This window comes from Staphylococcus aureus, from assembly GCF_001027105.1.
In the GTDB taxonomy this organism is placed as follows: Bacteria; Bacillota; Bacilli; order Staphylococcales; family Staphylococcaceae; genus Staphylococcus; species Staphylococcus aureus.
Genome location: NZ_CP011526.1, coordinates 1,308,561 through 1,323,991 on the forward strand (window position 1 = coordinate 1,308,561; position 15,431 = coordinate 1,323,991).

Annotated in this window: 21 protein-coding genes and 2 pseudogenes; 20 read left to right on the forward strand and 3 right to left on the reverse strand. The window is 27.9% G+C overall.

Going from position 1 to position 15,431, the window contains the following annotated elements; genetic code table 11:
• Positions 1-565 precede the first annotated feature (565 nt).
• The 12 genes and pseudogenes from AA076_RS14875 to AA076_RS06625 all read left to right on the forward strand — a co-directional run bounded on the left by AA076_RS14875 (position 566) and on the right by AA076_RS06625 (position 5,473).
• Positions 566-676: a hypothetical protein gene (locus tag AA076_RS14875; RefSeq protein WP_001788716.1), complete on the forward strand. Its 111-nt coding sequence runs from the start codon at positions 566-568 to the stop codon at positions 674-676.
• A gap of 427 nt (positions 677-1,103) precedes the next feature.
• Positions 1,104-1,289 carry a hypothetical protein gene (locus AA076_RS06555; RefSeq protein WP_000006110.1) on the forward strand — a complete coding sequence of 62 codons (186 nt, stop codon included), beginning with the start codon at positions 1,104-1,106 and terminating at the stop codon, positions 1,287-1,289.
• Positions 1,290-1,800: 511 nt separating this feature from the next.
• Positions 1,801-1,905, forward strand: coding sequence for a hypothetical protein (locus AA076_RS14880; RefSeq protein WP_000477492.1), 105 nt, complete (start codon positions 1,801-1,803; stop codon positions 1,903-1,905).
• 128 nt (positions 1,906-2,033) lie between these two features.
• Positions 2,034-2,285, forward strand: coding sequence for a hypothetical protein (locus AA076_RS06570; protein WP_000956747.1), 252 nt, complete (start codon positions 2,034-2,036; stop codon positions 2,283-2,285).
• A gap of 75 nt (positions 2,286-2,360) precedes the next feature.
• Positions 2,361-2,610: pseudogene (locus tag AA076_RS16140) on the forward strand (minor capsid protein); the annotation flags it as partial.
• A gap of 425 nt (positions 2,611-3,035) precedes the next feature.
• Positions 3,036-3,284 (forward strand): hypothetical protein, encoded by a 249-nt coding sequence (locus tag AA076_RS06580; RefSeq protein ID WP_000906224.1) that lies wholly within the window; start codon positions 3,036-3,038, stop codon positions 3,282-3,284.
• Positions 3,285-3,318: 34 nt separating this feature from the next.
• Complete coding sequence (locus AA076_RS14890; RefSeq protein ID WP_001790531.1) at positions 3,319-3,441, forward strand: hypothetical protein; 123 nt, start codon at positions 3,319-3,321, stop codon at positions 3,439-3,441.
• A gap of 382 nt (positions 3,442-3,823) precedes the next feature.
• Positions 3,824-3,961: a hypothetical protein gene (locus AA076_RS14905; protein ID WP_000600812.1), complete on the forward strand. Its 138-nt coding sequence runs from the start codon at positions 3,824-3,826 to the stop codon at positions 3,959-3,961.
• A 70-nt stretch (positions 3,962-4,031) separates the two neighbouring features.
• Positions 4,032-4,679, forward strand: a pseudogene (locus AA076_RS16145) (minor capsid protein); the annotation flags it as partial.
• A 10-nt stretch (positions 4,680-4,689) separates the two neighbouring features.
• On the forward strand, positions 4,690-4,884 hold the full coding sequence (locus AA076_RS06615; protein ID WP_001217295.1) for a hypothetical protein: 195 nt from the start codon (positions 4,690-4,692) through the stop codon (positions 4,882-4,884).
• A gap of 40 nt (positions 4,885-4,924) precedes the next feature.
• Positions 4,925-5,275 carry a polymorphic toxin type 50 domain-containing protein gene (locus tag AA076_RS06620; protein ID WP_000891995.1) on the forward strand — a complete coding sequence of 117 codons (351 nt, stop codon included), beginning with the start codon at positions 4,925-4,927 and terminating at the stop codon, positions 5,273-5,275.
• Positions 5,276-5,281: 6 nt separating this feature from the next.
• Positions 5,282-5,473 carry a hypothetical protein gene (locus AA076_RS06625; protein ID WP_001053371.1) on the forward strand — a complete coding sequence of 64 codons (192 nt, stop codon included), beginning with the start codon at positions 5,282-5,284 and terminating at the stop codon, positions 5,471-5,473.
• Positions 5,474-6,021: 548 nt separating this feature from the next.
• Here AA076_RS06625 and AA076_RS06630 read toward each other — a convergent pair.
• Positions 6,022-7,047: a threonine aldolase family protein gene (locus AA076_RS06630; protein ID WP_002871144.1), complete on the reverse strand. Its 1,026-nt coding sequence runs from the start codon at positions 7,045-7,047 to the stop codon at positions 6,022-6,024.
• Between the two features lie 269 nt (positions 7,048-7,316).
• On the opposite strand from AA076_RS06630, the gene AA076_RS06635 reads away from it, so the two are divergent.
• From AA076_RS06635 to AA076_RS06660, 6 genes are all read left to right on the forward strand, one after another.
• Positions 7,317-7,514, forward strand: a complete 198-nt coding sequence (locus AA076_RS06635; protein ID WP_000435068.1) for a hypothetical protein — start codon at positions 7,317-7,319, stop codon at positions 7,512-7,514.
• Positions 7,515-7,571: 57 nt separating this feature from the next.
• The gene (gene cls / locus AA076_RS06640) at positions 7,572-9,053 is read left to right on the forward strand and encodes a cardiolipin synthase (RefSeq protein ID WP_001212860.1); all 1,482 of its coding nucleotides are present in this window, start codon (positions 7,572-7,574) and stop codon (positions 9,051-9,053) included.
• A gap of 174 nt (positions 9,054-9,227) precedes the next feature.
• The gene (locus tag AA076_RS06645; protein ID WP_000593436.1) at positions 9,228-10,136 is read left to right on the forward strand and encodes an ABC transporter ATP-binding protein; all 909 of its coding nucleotides are present in this window, start codon (positions 9,228-9,230) and stop codon (positions 10,134-10,136) included.
• On the forward strand, positions 10,105-10,836 hold the full coding sequence (locus AA076_RS06650; protein WP_000603968.1) for an ABC transporter permease: 732 nt from the start codon (positions 10,105-10,107) through the stop codon (positions 10,834-10,836). Before AA076_RS06645 ends, AA076_RS06650 begins: the two co-directional genes overlap by 32 nt.
• Positions 10,837-10,839: 3 nt before the next feature.
• Positions 10,840-11,931, forward strand: coding sequence for a sensor histidine kinase (locus AA076_RS06655; protein ID WP_000670300.1), 1,092 nt, complete (start codon positions 10,840-10,842; stop codon positions 11,929-11,931).
• Positions 11,928-12,530, forward strand: a complete 603-nt coding sequence (locus tag AA076_RS06660) for a response regulator (protein WP_000202390.1) — start codon at positions 11,928-11,930, stop codon at positions 12,528-12,530. The genes AA076_RS06655 and AA076_RS06660 overlap by 4 nt, the downstream gene beginning before the upstream one ends.
• A 112-nt stretch (positions 12,531-12,642) precedes the next feature.
• Here AA076_RS06660 and AA076_RS06665 read toward each other — a convergent pair whose 3' ends face one another.
• Positions 12,643-12,831, reverse strand: a complete 189-nt coding sequence (locus tag AA076_RS06665) for a hypothetical protein (RefSeq protein WP_001027143.1) — start codon at positions 12,829-12,831, stop codon at positions 12,643-12,645.
• Positions 12,832-12,969: 138 nt separating this feature from the next.
• Here AA076_RS06665 and nucI point away from each other — a divergent pair, with 138 nt between their 5' ends.
• Positions 12,970-13,503, forward strand: a complete 534-nt coding sequence (nucI, locus tag AA076_RS06670; protein WP_000841351.1) for a thermonuclease NucI — start codon at positions 12,970-12,972, stop codon at positions 13,501-13,503.
• Positions 13,504-13,645: 142 nt separating this feature from the next.
• Here nucI and AA076_RS06675 read toward each other — a convergent pair whose 3' ends face one another.
• Complete coding sequence (locus AA076_RS06675) at positions 13,646-14,500, reverse strand: hypothetical protein (RefSeq protein ID WP_000011823.1); 855 nt, start codon at positions 14,498-14,500, stop codon at positions 13,646-13,648.
• Between the two features lie 330 nt (positions 14,501-14,830).
• Here AA076_RS06675 and AA076_RS06680 point away from each other — a divergent pair, with 330 nt between their 5' ends.
• Complete coding sequence (locus AA076_RS06680; protein ID WP_001803470.1) at positions 14,831-15,406, forward strand: hypothetical protein; 576 nt, start codon at positions 14,831-14,833, stop codon at positions 15,404-15,406.
• The last annotated feature ends 25 nt before the right edge of the window (positions 15,407-15,431 follow it).

The following is a 15,431-nucleotide window of genomic DNA, read 5'->3' on the forward strand; positions in this document are numbered from 1 at the left end:
TGCATATTATGAAATTATCATTGCCATTAAATCTTGAATGATCTTTAAGCGATGATATAAAAGGCTGAACACAGTAAATAAGTTAACTTTAATGCAGTATTCTATACTATACATATTTTGTAATAATGTTTATGCACATAATTTTTCATTGACAATTTTTTATATTAAATTGTGTAATTGGCATATATGATGATTTGTGATAATTATATTGTAATATAGCATTTGGTTTTATGATTCTAAAATTAATAGATTTGAAAAGTATACTTTATTTCATGAAAGTTTTTGGTACATTTATTTGAAAATGTTTTTATTACAAAGTTACATGGCTAAATGTTTCTTAACAAAATTAATTTTTCGAGTGTAAAGAATCGTGTGGTAAACATAATTTATATAGATTATAAGGAGGTGAAAATGGTCGAGGAAGTTAAAACGATAAAATAGTTTGAATGTTTTGATTTCAATTCTGGTAGGACTATTGAATTTGCAATCTAATAAGAATGTGAGGTTTGATTTAATATGAAGTCATATTCTTTGAATAAAATATTACTTTCTCACCATTAGTAAAATGAAGATGACTATTAAAGTGCGAAAAACAAATAAAAAAGAGAAAATAGAATTTTTAATAGGGACGTTTATAATTATTTTAGTAATATTAGGGTTCAAAATTATGAAATAAATGTATAGTATTTGAGAAGTCTATATGACTCCGGAAAAATTAAATTCTAAAGATATCTCAATATCTCAAATTTAATAGACTACTGGAGTTAGTAGTTTGAATATTGAAAGACACTAATCTAATAAAAATACATAAAAGGTTAAACTTTAGAAGTGGCTGTAAACTTCAATGAATACTAAACATTGAAGTTTTGTAAAAGGCGTAAGGTATACAAGACAAATCGTTTATCTTTGACAAAGTAATTGATGATGAAAAGTCGTTAATATGTAGAAACAAAAATTGAAAATATAAAATTTAACTATTATGAAGTGATGATAGCCATTAATGAATAGAAAAATAATAAAATCATTTATAGATAAAAAATACGTTAAGTTCACAGAATTTCGAAAAAAAGCAGAAAACATTGTACAGATATGGAGATGAAAAAATGTCAGAATACAAGAAAAAAATAATTGAATTAATTGAAAGTAATTTAACAGGATATGAAATTTCTAAAAAAACTGGAGTTTCTCAATACGTACTTTCACAATTAAGACAGGGCAAACGCGAAGTAGATAATCTAACCCTGAATACAACAGAAAAATTATATGAATATGCCAATAAAGTTTTGTAATTTAACTAATGTATAAATTAATCAAGCTATGTTTATTTGATTTAACTATTAATAAAAATCATATGGTGAATGGATATTATAATAATTAAAATACAAAAATAGTAGATTCCAATTTGTGAAAAAGGAGTATGTCGTTTCATTTAGAATTTATTGCACGAAATTAGCATCGAATAAGGGAAAATAAGTGTTAAGTTTTAAATGATAAAAAAGATTGGAATGGATCGTCTTGAAATGCTCCCTTCAAAGTTTTCATTTTTTCAATGTCGACTTCGAAGGGGGCATTTTCATTAAATTGTTATAGCTTTTTATATTTGTATAATGAACATATAAGTTTAAGAAGGTGCGAGTGAAGGAAATAAAAAAGCTCAAATGTACCAAATTGTTAATCTTAATAAATCTCTACTTTATAAAGATTGAATGGACATTCGAGCGTTAATCAGTCAGGAGGGACTTTCCCTCCTACAATTTAATAATAATACTTGCTTCACCACTATACAAGGAGTGAGTTGTTATGTTCAAAGTGAATTATTCGATTTTAAGTTATTATCCAGAATATAATATCGCAGTAAGTTGGCAACGTTTAAGAGAAGGAAAAACAATAAAAAACAAGATTTAATACTGCTGCGTCATGAGGCGCTTGAACATTATTTGATGAATAAGTATAATTTCAACTATGATTATGCACATAAAATTGTATCAAAAAAATACGATTATTCAATTTTTATAAAAAAGAAGGTGGATTAAATGCTTACATTAATAAAATTGAAAGAAGATGAACAGGTTATAATATATGAATATATACCTGAAGATGATATAAGTAACGGTAAAGGTTCAGTAACTTTTAATAAAAAAGATGCAGAGGTTATAGATTTCTCATTATCTGAAATAGAAAATGAAGAATATTTTATGTTATATCGTAATAAGTCTTTTTCTGTAGTAAGAGACTTTATCGAGAAGCAAGAATTTCCCGAAAATTATAAAATAGCATGGTATTAAAGCATCCTTTCTACACAGATAAAGAGAAAGCGATGCTATTTTTATATGCTTTTTTCATTATTCGTTGAAAAAGAAGAGTCACAAAAGTTAACATATTTAAAAGAACTTGGTGAAGATGGCGAATATAAATATGTTGCCAAAATAGATAGTAAAACATCTAAATTATGTCATTCACTCAACGGAAAAATATTTAAAGTTAAAGATATGATACCAGGTGTGAATGCGCCACCTATGCATCCTTGGTGTAGAAGTACCACAGTGCCACATGTCGGCAATTGGCGAGACAAGTTCTTTAAAGAGCGTGAAGGTAAATATCAAGTAGAAGGTTGTTTTATTGAATCAGGTGCACTTAATAATAAAAGTGATGAATACGGTATCAAAAGGAACAGACATGCTCAAATTTATTATAATTCAGTTAGAAATCGAGATAAACAGATAGAGATTTCTAAAATTGCTAAAAATACTAATATAAATAAAAATTTAATTCAAAGAGTTTATGAACATATATTTGAAAATAAGTATTTATTAGAAAGTGGATTTAAACAATTTGATCCTGACTTTTATATGGCTCAAAGTTGGCAACGTTTAAGAGAAGGGAAAAATATTAAAAAAATGGATATAATAATGTAGAAACATGAAGCTCTTGAACACTATCTAATGAATAAGTATAATTTACACTATATAGAGGCACATAAACTTACAGAAATAAAATATAATTATAGTATTTTAATTAATTAGAGGTGGAAATGATTGCTAATATTAAAAATAAAAGAAATTAATGATAAAAGTGTTACATATAAATATTTTCCTAATAATGATGAAAATATTAAGCCTGGTATTATTCAAATGGATATAGATAGTCTTGAAGTTATCAATGCTGAAAAATCTAGTTTAGAAAAAAATACAAGAGATAATTATTTTATTCATGCCATAGACAGAATATACATAAATACTAGTAAAGGGCTATTTCCTGAATCTGAACTCGTAGCATGGGGATAAAGAAAGTTTACTTTAAAAATTTTAACCTTCAAATGTGAAGGTTATTTTTTATTGTCCAAAACGTGCTGATGACATTTTAAAAGCAAGTATGGAATATCAGTCGACAGACTATAAACGGAGGTATATCTCATGGAAAACAATGATAGCAATGAAGTAGCTTATTTGTTAAAAGATGGTAAATTTACAAAAGTATATGTCAATCAAGATAGTGTATCTTTTGTGCCAGGGTAACAAGCAACCGAATTATTATTTAACAGTAAACCGAATTCAATTGTTATGTTACATAACCATCCTGGACAGTCAGGATTTTCAGAATATGATTTATTTACATTTTTTAAGCATCCATCAATAAAATCAATGACAATCGTTACTAATAAGGGACAAGTAAAATTTATTACCAAGTCAAATAGGTTTCATGGTAAAATAGTGAGTAAATTTTGTGCTAAATATTTTACGCATATTAATATCATTAATGATAGCCATATTGAAAAATTATTGAAAAAACTTTATAGTATAAATATGATTAAATATAAAGTGAGATGATTTTAATTATGTTAGATTCACAATTAGATGGAAATGTAACTGCAAAAGAATTGAGTGAATCTTTTAAAGAATTAGTTGAAGAATTTGAAAGTATAGAAAAAGCGAAAAAGAATTCAAATTCAAAAGATAAATAGCATCCTTTTTAGACAGATAAAGAGAAAGTGGTGCTATTTTTATACGCTTTTTTAACTATTTACTGAAAATGCAGAAGCACAAAAGTTAACATATTTAAAAGAACTTGGTGAAGATGGCGAATATAAATATGTTGCCAAAATAGATAGTAAAACATCTAAATTATGTCATTCACTTAACGGAAAAATATTTAAAGTTAAAGATATGATACCAGGTGTGAATGCGCCACCTATGCATCCTTGGTGTAGAAGTACCACAGTGCCACATGTTGGCAATTGGCGGGACAAGTTCTTTAAAGAGCGTGAAGGTAAATATCAAGTAGAAGTAAAAGAAGCATAATTACAGGAAAAAGCTAAAAACCAGATGAAAGAAATGATTAAAAATGGTAAAATAAAAATAGAAATAAATTGCGGAAAATAAAATAGATATATGTTAGGTCATCACCTATATAATGAAAATAAAAAAAGAGCCATTTTAAATAATAAGAAATTGCCTAGCTATACAATACTTTCTATAGATTTATTGAATGAATTGTTAAGAGAAAAAATGTCAACAGGCAATCTAATATTAAGTGATGAGCGATTTGATTTGAAAGAGATTATTAATTTTAATCAAATTATTGGAAAAATACATATCGAAAATGTGTATATTGAAACCAGAAAGGGAAAAGTGCATTATTCGAAGACAGGTGCTCATATAGTACCTTATATTGATAAGTAGGTGAAAAGTATTGAGAATTGAAGATGCATATCGTAAAGATGTTATTATCACGCTTTTGAATAATGAAGAATACGAAGGGTTTGTAACTGACTATGAAAATGAATTCGAGAGCGAAACAGGAAATCTTGTTGTAGATATACAGACTGATTTTGCTGTTTATTCGTTTGATGAAACTGAGATAAAAAGTATTAGATTATTAAAATAATTACAAAATAGCATCCTTTCTACAAAAAGCTAAAAAAGAAATGCTTGAAATGATAAGTAATGGTAAAATGACGATGAAATTGAATAATGTTAAGCAAAAGCGTCATATTTTATGCACAAATGAATATAATAATAAGAAAAATAATTCATCTTTATTACCAAGTTATACTATAATAGATTCTAATGAAAGTGAAAAGATGACTAAAAAAGAATTTATTGATATTCCAGTTTTGTTTGATGATGAAGGGAATTTTAGAATAAAACAAGTTATAGATTATAAAAAGATAATAGGTAAATCTTATGTGAATGGTAAATATATTGAAACGAAATTAGGTAAGGTTCATTATTCTAAAACTGGTTTTCATGTAGTTCCGTATATTAAAAAGGAGTGATTAAATATGAATTTACAGTCATACATAGGCAAATTAGTCAAATTAACGCTTACTAATAATAAAATATTAATTGGAAAAGTGATAGACTTTGATGATAAAGTTGATAATTTTGATGGTTATAATTCGATAGAAATTGATACAGGTAGAATTACATATGATATATCAGAAAATAAAATTAAAACTATTGTTTTACAATAATAGCATCCTTTCTACACAGATAAAGAGAAAGCGGTGCTATTTTTTGCGCTTTTATAACAACTAAGGATACAAGACACATAACTTCAACAATATCCTCATCTAAACCTATCGATTTCCTAAGCTCAATTTTAAACACAAAGTTTATTTGAAATGATGCACACCTATAAAAATCTTAATCATCGAAAAGTCACAAACATCTCCATATTAAAAACTTAAATAGTGCATTCCATTTAAACTAAACATCGATATTCCTACCAATATAGACTTAGTAATTCGATTGTTAATACATTACTTTCATAAAATAACTACAACCATCATAATACTTCTCAAATGTCGTCAAATTAAAGTAAATACAGCACAAATTAACATTTTTAAATATATAAAATAAAACAAGATACTCAATAATCTGTAGTACCTTGTTTTGGAATAATGTAATTTTATATCATCAACGGCTACAAATGAGCAGTTTCATATATAAATAAACACATCTACTCAACTGATCTTAATTAATTAATAAATGATTTACCAGATGACATATAACAGCATTATTAGATTAATTCTAATAGTTTATTTAAATTTTCTTCGGTTGTCGCCCAACTGGTTGCGAATCTAACAACACGATGTTGATCATCGTATTTTTCCCAAACAGCAAATTTAACTTTTTGTTCTAACTCTGCTATTTTCTCGTTACTTAAAATAAAAAATTGTTGATTGGTTGGAGAATCAAAGTAAAGACGATAGCCTTTATTTTTAAACCCGTCTTTCATCTTATTTGCCATTTCGATAGCATGTCTGCTTATATTAAAATATAAATTGTCCGTAAATAATTCTAAAAATTGTATGCCTGTTAACCGTCCTTTTGCTAAAAGGGCACCGTGATGCTTGATTCGAGTGGTAAATTGTTTCGGTTCATTATTTTTCGTAAAAACAATGGCTTCCCCGCATAATGCACCTATCTTCGTACCACCTATATAAAATACATCACAATATTTAGCGATGTCTTTAATAGTCATATCTGATTGGTCACTCATCAATCCATACCCTAATCGTGCACCATCCATAAATAATGGAAGCTGATATTGCTTACATACTTTGCATAACTCTTCCAATTCTGATTTAGAGTATAATGTGCCATATTCTGTAGGATGAGAAATATATACCATTCCTGGGAATACCATATGGTCCTTTTTAAAATCACTTTTAAATGTCTCCATGTAAGTTTCAACATCTGAAGCACTAACTTTTCCTTCCTTAGAGGGTACAGTAATTACTTTATGTCCACTATATTCAATTGCACCGCCCTCATGCACAGCAACATGACCAGTGTCTGCTGAAATGACCCCTTCGTAACTTTCTAACATTGAATTAATAACAACCTGATTGGTTTGTGTTCCACCTACTAAAAAACGAATTGTAGCATTTGGACAGTCAATTGTATCTTTAATCTTTTCAATTGCCTGAGCTGTGAATTGATCAAAGCCATATCCCGAAGCTTGTACAAGATTTGTATCTACTAATCGTTTTAATACTTTTTCATGAGCACCTTCTAAATAATCATTTTCGAATGAAATCACTACATTTCCCCCTAAAACTAATATCAACATTTTAATAAGATAAACCAATTTCAAAACTAGTTCGATATTTAAAATGTATTATGAATGGTTAAAGTTTGTATCGCATTATCGCGAAGTTGAATAAATATATTATACATCAAACAATACATTATGAAAATTAATTAATTTTTTATCACAGCGACTTTTCATGCTGGAACACATGTATTAATGATTGAATTTTACTGTTAAAAGTTCTATGATTTAGGAAATAGAGAAAAGAGGGGATTTAAATGGAACAAATTAAACTTAAAACTTTTACAGCTGAGACTTTAGAGTTATTAGAAAAAAACATTAATGCTTTTTTAAGTTCTGAAGAAGCTACAAATTTAAAATTAGTAAATATTACTATTAAAGAAATAGAAGAAAGAACATTCCCAAATAATGAAGAAGAATTCAATGCAATTTTAACTTTATCTGTGAATAAATAATATGACGTGAAAGGTGCAAAATGTTTTTTTGTGCCTTTCTTTATAGGAGAAAAGACTATGCGATTTACATTTTCAAACGATTTAGGAACGTTATTTACTATTATTTTAGCCATTGGATTCATCATTAATTTAGTATTGGCTTTTATTATTATCTTTTTAGAAAGAAATAGGCGTACAGCGAGTTCAACTTGGGCATGGCTATTTGTACTTTTTGTCTTACCATTGATTGGTTTTATTCTTTACTTGTTTTTTGGTAGAACCGTTTCGGCACGCAAATTGAATAAAAACAATGGTAACGTGTTAACGGATTTCGATGGACTTTTAAAACAACAAATAGAAAGCTTTGATAAAGGTAATTATGGTACTGATAACAAACAAGTTCAAAAACATCATGATTTAGTACGTATGCTTTTGATGGATCAAGATGGTTTTTTAACTGAAAATAATAAAGTTGATCATTTCATTGATGGAAATGATTTATATGATCAAGTTTTAAAAGATATTAAAAATGCAAAAGAATATATCCATTTAGAGTACTATACTTTCGCTTTAGATGGTTTAGGTAAAAGAATTTTACATGCTTTAGAAGAAAAATTGAAACAAGGTCTAGAAGTAAAAATATTATATGATGATGTTGGATCTAAAAATGTTAAGATGGCAAATTTTGATCATTTTAAATCGTTAGGTGGAGAAGTTGAAGCATTTTTTGCTTCAAAATTACCGTTATTGAATTTCAGAATGAATAATAGAAATCATAGAAAAATCATCGTAATCGATGGTCAACTAGGTTATGTCGGAGGATTTAACATTGGTGATGAATATCTAGGATTAGGAAAATTAGGATATTGGAGAGATACGCATTTACGTATACAAGGGGATGCGGTTGATGCACTGCAGTTGCGATTTATTTTAGACTGGAATTCGCAAGCGCACCGTCCACAATTTGAATATGATGTTAAGTATTTCCCTAAAAAGAACGGACCATTGGGCAATTCACCAATTCAAATAGCTGCAAGTGGCCCGGCTAGTGACTGGCATCAAATTGAATACGGTTATACAAAAATGATTATGAGTGCAAAGAAATCTGTATATTTACAATCACCATATTTCATTCCGGATAATTCATATATAAATGCCATTAAAATTGCTGCTAAATCAGGTGTAGATGTACATTTAATGATTCCATGTAAGCCAGATCATCCATTAGTATATTGGGCGACATTTTCAAATGCCTCTGACTTATTATCAAGTGGTGTTAAAATTTATACGTATGAAAATGGATTTATACATTCTAAAATGTGCTTAATTGATGATGAAATCGTATCAGTGGGCACAGCAAATATGGACTTTAGAAGTTTTGAATTAAATTTTGAAGTAAATGCCTTTGTATATGATGAAAATCTTGCTAAAGATTTAAGGGTGGCTTATGAACATGATATTACAAAATCAAAACAACTAACCAAAGAATCATATGCCAATAGACCGCTGTCTGTTAAATTCAAAGAATCGTTAGCAAAATTAGTTTCGCCAATTTTATAATTTATTTGTAAGGAGTCTCGATTATAGAGGCTCTTTTTATTTTGCCCAAAATTAAAATAACGATAAATATATTATGTAAATCTAATAATGACATTTGTCATTTCAAATCTATGACAAAGTGTTCTATTTTAAATCTAATAAATTTACTAATATTAAATTAAGAAAAAAATAGAGGTGATTAAATTGATTCAAATATCTAATATCAACAAGTCATTTAATAAAAGATGTGTTCTAAAAAATATTTCGTTCGATATTGAACAAGGTAAATGTATCGCTTTAATTGGAAAAAATGGTGCTGGAAAGTCAACGTTAATTGATATATTAATTGGTAATGTTAATGCTAATTCTGGTGAGATATTTGATAAAGACAAGTTATTACAAAGTGAAAATCGCAGTATAATGTTCCAAAAAACGATGTTTCCAGATCAATTAAAAGTTATTGAGATTATCAACTTATATCAATCATTTTACGAAAATCCATTACCATTGGAAGAAATAATAGAACTGACGAAATTTGATTCTAGTCAACTGAACCAATTTGTAAATAAACTTTCTGGTGGTCAACAACGATTACTCGATTTTGTATTATCTTTAATCGGACAACCACAATTGATCTTATTAGATGAACCAACATCGACTATGGATATAGAAATTAGAGAATATTTTTGGTCAATTATTGAAAATTTAAAAGAAGATAATCGAACGATACTCTATACATCGCACTATATTGAAGAAGTCGAACGTATGTCAGACAAAATTATTCTCATTGAAAATGGAGAAATAATACTTAATGATTCAACGTCACATATTAGAACCAATCAGCAATCTCAGATTACGTTATCCGATGAATATATAAGAAAGTTAAAACTAGATAAAGATGATTTAGTTATTCAAAAAAATCATAATGGCACTATCAAAATTATTACTTCAAATGTAAATGATACGATTTTATATCTTCAACAACTTCATATTAATTTGGATGATATTGAAATACAAAAAGTCTCAATTGTTGATTCATACTTCAACAATAAAAAGCAAAGGGGATCTAATTATGATACTAAGTTACTTGAAAATCGAATTTAAAGTTATAATGCGTAAAAAAACAACATTAATATTATCTATTTTATTTCCTGTTATATTCTATATATTATTTACTTCGATATTGGAATTGCCGGAAGATGTTAAACCTAAATTTTATAAAGAGTATATGTATAGTATGACGGTTTATAGTTTGTTAAGTTTTAGTTTACTAACTTTTCCATTAGATATTATTAATGAAAAACAAAATGAATGGCGCCAAAGATTAATGGTAACACCATTTACTTTTACTAGTTATTATATTTCAAAAGTAGTGAAAACTATGCTGCAATTTGCAATAGCGATATTAGTTATTTTTATGGTTGGACATTTTTATAAAGGTGTTGCAATGAGTGCAGTTCAATGGTTAGAGTCAGGAATATTTTTATGGTTAGGTGCGTCTCTATTAATAACTTTTGGCATATTATTTTCTTTGTTAAATGATATTCAAAAAACAAGTGCTTTAGCTAATATCGTAACAATTGGTTTAGCAGTATTAGGTGGATTGTGGTTTCCGATAAACACATTTCCAAATTGGCTTCAACATGTTGCTCATGTTTTACCGAGCTATCATTTGCGTAAACTAGGTGTAGATATTGCTTCAAATCATCATATCAATTTAATATCATTTGCTATAATACTCTTGTATGCTTTAGGGAGTATAATAGCAGTATATTGTATTAGTCATTTTAAAAGGGCGGAATAAAATATGAAATTTTTAAAAGATACTTCAATTGCTGAAATATCGTCTATACTTTATCTGATTTTTCCTATTGCCGGTATATTTTTTAATGAAGTATATGGTCCCAAATGGTTGTATATTATATCAGTCATTGTCTTTTCGTTGTCGTATCTTATATTAGTTATAGTAAATAATAGACTTAATACATTAATGTTTTACATTTTGTTGATTATTCATTATTTTATTATTTGTTATTTTGTTTTCAGTGTACATCCAATGCTAAGTTTGTTTTTCTTTTATAGTGCTTTTGCCGTTCCATTTACTTTTAAAAATAATGTTAAAAAAACGGCAACTAATCTTTTCATACTAACAATGATTATATGTACAATAATAACGTACTTATTGTATAACAACTATTTTGTTGCAATGATGGTTTATTATGTCGTTATATCGTTAATAATGCTAGATAATTTTAAAAAAATGAAAAACCGTGAATATCAAAAAGAAATAGCAGAAAAAAATAGACATATTAATACATTAATTGCTGAACAAGAGCGACATAGAATTGGTCAAGACTTACATGATACGTTAGGGCATGTGTTTGCAAGTTTATCATTAAAATCAGAATTAGCTTATAAACTAATAGATGCTGATGTAGAAAAAGTAAAAGCTGAATTATTAGCAATTAATAAATTATCTCGTGAATCATTGAACAAAGTTCGAGAAATTATTGATGATGTAAAATTACCATCATTTATTGAAGAGATTGATAGTATACGTAAAGTTTTAAAAGATGCTGATATTGATTTTACATTTGAAAATAAAGAATTAGCGCAAGTATTAAGTCCTACTAAACAATCTATGTTAGTTATGATTACGCGTGAAGCGATAAATAATGTTATTAAACATGCAAATGCTTCAAAAGTTCATGGTAAATTAAAAACTGTAAACAATCATAAATTACTGCTTATGATTGAAGATGATGGCAAAGGTATCGATAGTGATTGTGAGGTGAAAAGTATTTCACAGCGTGTACAACATTTAAATGGAACTTTAGCAGTCGACTCAACAAATGGAACTAAAATAATCATTGAAATCTCAACAGGAGGAATAGCATGACATCTTTAATTATTGCAGAAGATCAAAATATGTTACGACAGGCAATGGTTCAATTAATTAAACTACATGGTGATTTTGAAATTTTAGCAGATACTGATAATGGTCTCGATGCAATGAAACTTATTGAAGAATATAATCCTAACGTTGTTATTTTAGATATAGAAATGCCAGGCATGACTGGACTTGAAGTTTTAGCGGAAATTAGAAAAAAGCATTTGAATATTAAAGTGATTATTGTAACAACTTTTAAAAGACCGGGATACTTTGAAAAAGCAGTTGTGAATGATGTGGATGCATATGTTTTAAAAGAACGTTCTATAGAAGAATTGGTGGAAACCATTAATAAAGTAAATAACGGAGAGAAAGAATATAGCGCCACATTGATGACTTCATTTTTTGTAGATAAAAACCCATTAACGCCCAAAGAACAAATTGTATTAAGGGAAATTGGCAATGGTTTAAGTAGTAAAGAAATAAGTGAAAAATTATTTTTGACAGATGGAACAGTTAGAAATTATACATCTGTTATAATTGATAAATTATTTGCAGATAATCGTTTTGATGCTTGGAAAAAGGCAAATGAAAAAGGCTGGATCTAAATACAAACAAAAAAGTATTGAGTGTTTTGATTTAAGAGACTTGGAAAGTGAGTCAATAATCAAAATCTTACTCAATACTTTTATTTTGGTACTCGCAATTTAGATTTGTTAACTAATTTTTTCGCTTATTATAAAACGAAACAATCAAGTAAACGATAAAGCCTACAAAGATACCCAATAAAATAGATAGTACTGCCGTCACTATTAATGGTAATTTGAAAAATATTTGTAGGAAAATACCAATGATAATTGCGATAATTACTGCAATTAATGTGACTGTATTTTCATTTGAAATGTTCATTTATTTTCACTCCTTAACAATAACATTATATCATGCTATAGCTTTCCAAAATATTGAAATATGTAGATATGGCTATTGACGATATTTCTTAACTTTTATATGATTAATCGGAATGAAAAAAGAGAAGTAGGTGGCAATATGAAGTCAAATAAATCGCTTGCTATGATTGTGGTAGCCATCATTATTGTAGGTGTATTAGCATTTCAATTTATGAATCATACGGGTCCTTTCAAAAAGGGGACGAATCATGAAACTGTACAAGATTTAAATGGTAAAGATAAAGTACATGTTCAAAGAGTTGTGGATGGTGATACATTTATTGCAAATCAAAATGGTAAAGAAATTAAAGTTAGGCTTATAGGGGTTGATACGCCAGAAACGGTGAAACCGAATACGCCTGTACAACCATTTGGCAAAGAAGCATCAAATTATAGTAAGAAGACATTAACAAATCAAGATGTTTATTTAGAATATGATAAAGAAAAACAAGATCGCTATGGTAGAACATTGGCGTATGTATGGATAAGTAAAGATCGTATGTACAATAAGGAATTAGTGGAAAAGGGACTTGCTAGAGAGAAGTATTTTTCACCAAATGGCAAATATAGAAATGTATTTATAGAAGCACAAAATAAAGCTAAACAACAGAAATTAAATATTTGGAGTAAATAATTAAATAGGTGATTATATATATTAAAGTAAAATATACTTGAAGCATCGATTTATTATTACCATAAATTTATATATAGAAATAATTTAAAGGCATAATAACCATAGTGCGTATCGAGCGTAATGGATTATTATGCCTTTGATTTTACTTGAATATAGCTGTGATTTGATCAACCTGTTCTTTATTTAAAGGGTGTTTAGATAGCTCTATGGCTTCGCTAATAATACGTCGTAACGAAGATTTTGTTGAAACTGTATCAACATATTTATCTCTTTCTTCAGAACCTTGAATGATATTAACTGTACCATCACTAAAGTAAATAACACCGGTACTTTGGACTTTAAAGTTAAAGTTTTGTTCAATATGATCCTTTAATGCTTTCGCATTATTTGCTGCTAATTGATACGGATCATAATCATAAAAATCATAAATAACACGATTTGGTTGAACTGTTTCTGTAAAAGTATAGATAGACTTTCTTGATGAATTAAACTGATCATGATATTGCTGGCTAATGTAATGACCGACAACTTTTTCAATATTACTATTGCTTATTTCTGTATCATGCTCATCAGGTACATCAAAGTGATAAAATGTTTTTTCACCCCAGCTTTTTACATCAACGTTTATTAAACCGATATCTGAAACAATGATAAAATCAAATGAACGTGCATACTCGAAAAACGGATGTTTAGTAGCTAAATTGCTTGTAACGATAATATCGTAATATTTTAATTTACCATTTTCGAGATAGCTATCTAAAATCTTGCGTAATTCTCTTTTAGCATTTTTGTATGCATGGTGGCCAACATCATTATTAGAACTCAGCATTTGACTTCTTAATTCAGCATTTTCTGCACTTAATGCTTTGTTCTTTTTAATAAGTTGCTTTCTTGCATAAACTTCGGTATCTATTTTACTATTACTATACCTTTGATTTAAAACTAATATACCAATTAATGCTACAATGATAATGATAAGTACAACATAAAAAGACATTTTTTCACCAATCCTTTTTGACTTCTTTAACTTTGTATACAATAATAATTAATAAAGATTAATTGTTATTCAATTTCCCACATTTTTATTAGTTGATTTTAGTTCATCATTGTTATAATCAAATTATAAACTGACAGATATTGATGTTCAATGAATATGACGTGAAAGATTCGTGAATTCAAGTTTATGTCGAATTTATGTTATAACGGTCATTTAAATGACAGAATTAGGTCACTCATAGTATTTTGAAGATTGAATTCATTAATTTTAAAATGTATAATGATATTTGTGAAAGCGCTTGCTTAGGAGGTGTATTTGAGAGTGAATGAAATGAATGCTAAAGAACAATTAGTGGACAATTTAATGAAAACATCATCGCAATTATTTAAATTTCACGGTGAAGTTGCCATGCAGCTTTTCTTAAATGATGAATTAAAATTACCTTCTATTGTTGAAATATGCGTGGAACGTAAGCGTTTAAGTGATATTGTGAAAGTTATTCCGCAATCATATGCGTTACTATACATAGATAAGCAAGATCAAGCAATAGCTAAAGAAGATTTATCACTTTCAAAAATTGCAAAAGTTTATGTGCAATATGATGATACAACAATAATGAGTATTTTCGTTTATGATGTAGTAAACGATGAATGGATTTTTAGATTGGATCCGAATATACGTATACCTAAGAGTAACATATACTTCCATAGTTTAAATTGGGATGTGGATTATATTAAACCGGAGATCGTTCTAATGTATGATCTAATGCAACACCATCAGTATCATCATTATTCCAATTATAAACGAGTCATAGATGCATTAAGCTACTATCAATTTTTTATTTTAAAATTTGTAGTAGGTGAGCAACGTATTAAGGATGCAATCCAGAGAACAATAAATAATTAAGAAAAAGCAATTCATAACGCAGTTG

Excerpts from the sequence above, each read along its gene's own strand:
- AA076_RS06555 (WP_000006110.1), top strand. The coding sequence starts at position 1,104 with ATGTCAGAATACAAGAAAAAAATAATTGAATTAATTGAAAGTAATTTA.
- AA076_RS06570 (WP_000956747.1), top strand. The coding sequence starts at position 2,034 with ATGCTTACATTAATAAAATTGAAAGAAGATGAACAGGTTATAATATAT.
- AA076_RS06680 (WP_001803470.1), top strand. The coding sequence starts at position 14,831 with ATGAATGCTAAAGAACAATTAGTGGACAATTTAATGAAAACATCATCG.
- AA076_RS06665 (WP_001027143.1), bottom strand. The coding sequence starts at position 12,831 with ATGAACATTTCAAATGAAAATACAGTCACATTAATTGCAGTAATTATC.
- AA076_RS06625 (WP_001053371.1), top strand. The coding sequence starts at position 5,282 with ATGAATTTACAGTCATACATAGGCAAATTAGTCAAATTAACGCTTACT.
- cls (WP_001212860.1), top strand. The coding sequence starts at position 7,572 with ATGCGATTTACATTTTCAAACGATTTAGGAACGTTATTTACTATTATT.
- AA076_RS14875 (WP_001788716.1), top strand. The coding sequence starts at position 566 with ATGAAGATGACTATTAAAGTGCGAAAAACAAATAAAAAAGAGAAAATA.
- AA076_RS14905 (WP_000600812.1), top strand. The coding sequence starts at position 3,824 with ATGATTTTAATTATGTTAGATTCACAATTAGATGGAAATGTAACTGCA.
- AA076_RS14880 (WP_000477492.1), top strand. The coding sequence starts at position 1,801 with ATGTTCAAAGTGAATTATTCGATTTTAAGTTATTATCCAGAATATAAT.
- AA076_RS06650 (WP_000603968.1), top strand. The coding sequence starts at position 10,105 with ATGATACTAAGTTACTTGAAAATCGAATTTAAAGTTATAATGCGTAAA.
- nucI (WP_000841351.1), top strand. The coding sequence starts at position 12,970 with ATGAAGTCAAATAAATCGCTTGCTATGATTGTGGTAGCCATCATTATT.
- AA076_RS06675 (WP_000011823.1), bottom strand. The coding sequence starts at position 14,500 with ATGTCTTTTTATGTTGTACTTATCATTATCATTGTAGCATTAATTGGT.
- AA076_RS06635 (WP_000435068.1), top strand. The coding sequence starts at position 7,317 with ATGGAACAAATTAAACTTAAAACTTTTACAGCTGAGACTTTAGAGTTA.
- AA076_RS06660 (WP_000202390.1), top strand. The coding sequence starts at position 11,928 with ATGACATCTTTAATTATTGCAGAAGATCAAAATATGTTACGACAGGCA.
- AA076_RS06620 (WP_000891995.1), top strand. The coding sequence starts at position 4,925 with ATGCTTGAAATGATAAGTAATGGTAAAATGACGATGAAATTGAATAAT.
- AA076_RS06655 (WP_000670300.1), top strand. The coding sequence starts at position 10,840 with ATGAAATTTTTAAAAGATACTTCAATTGCTGAAATATCGTCTATACTT.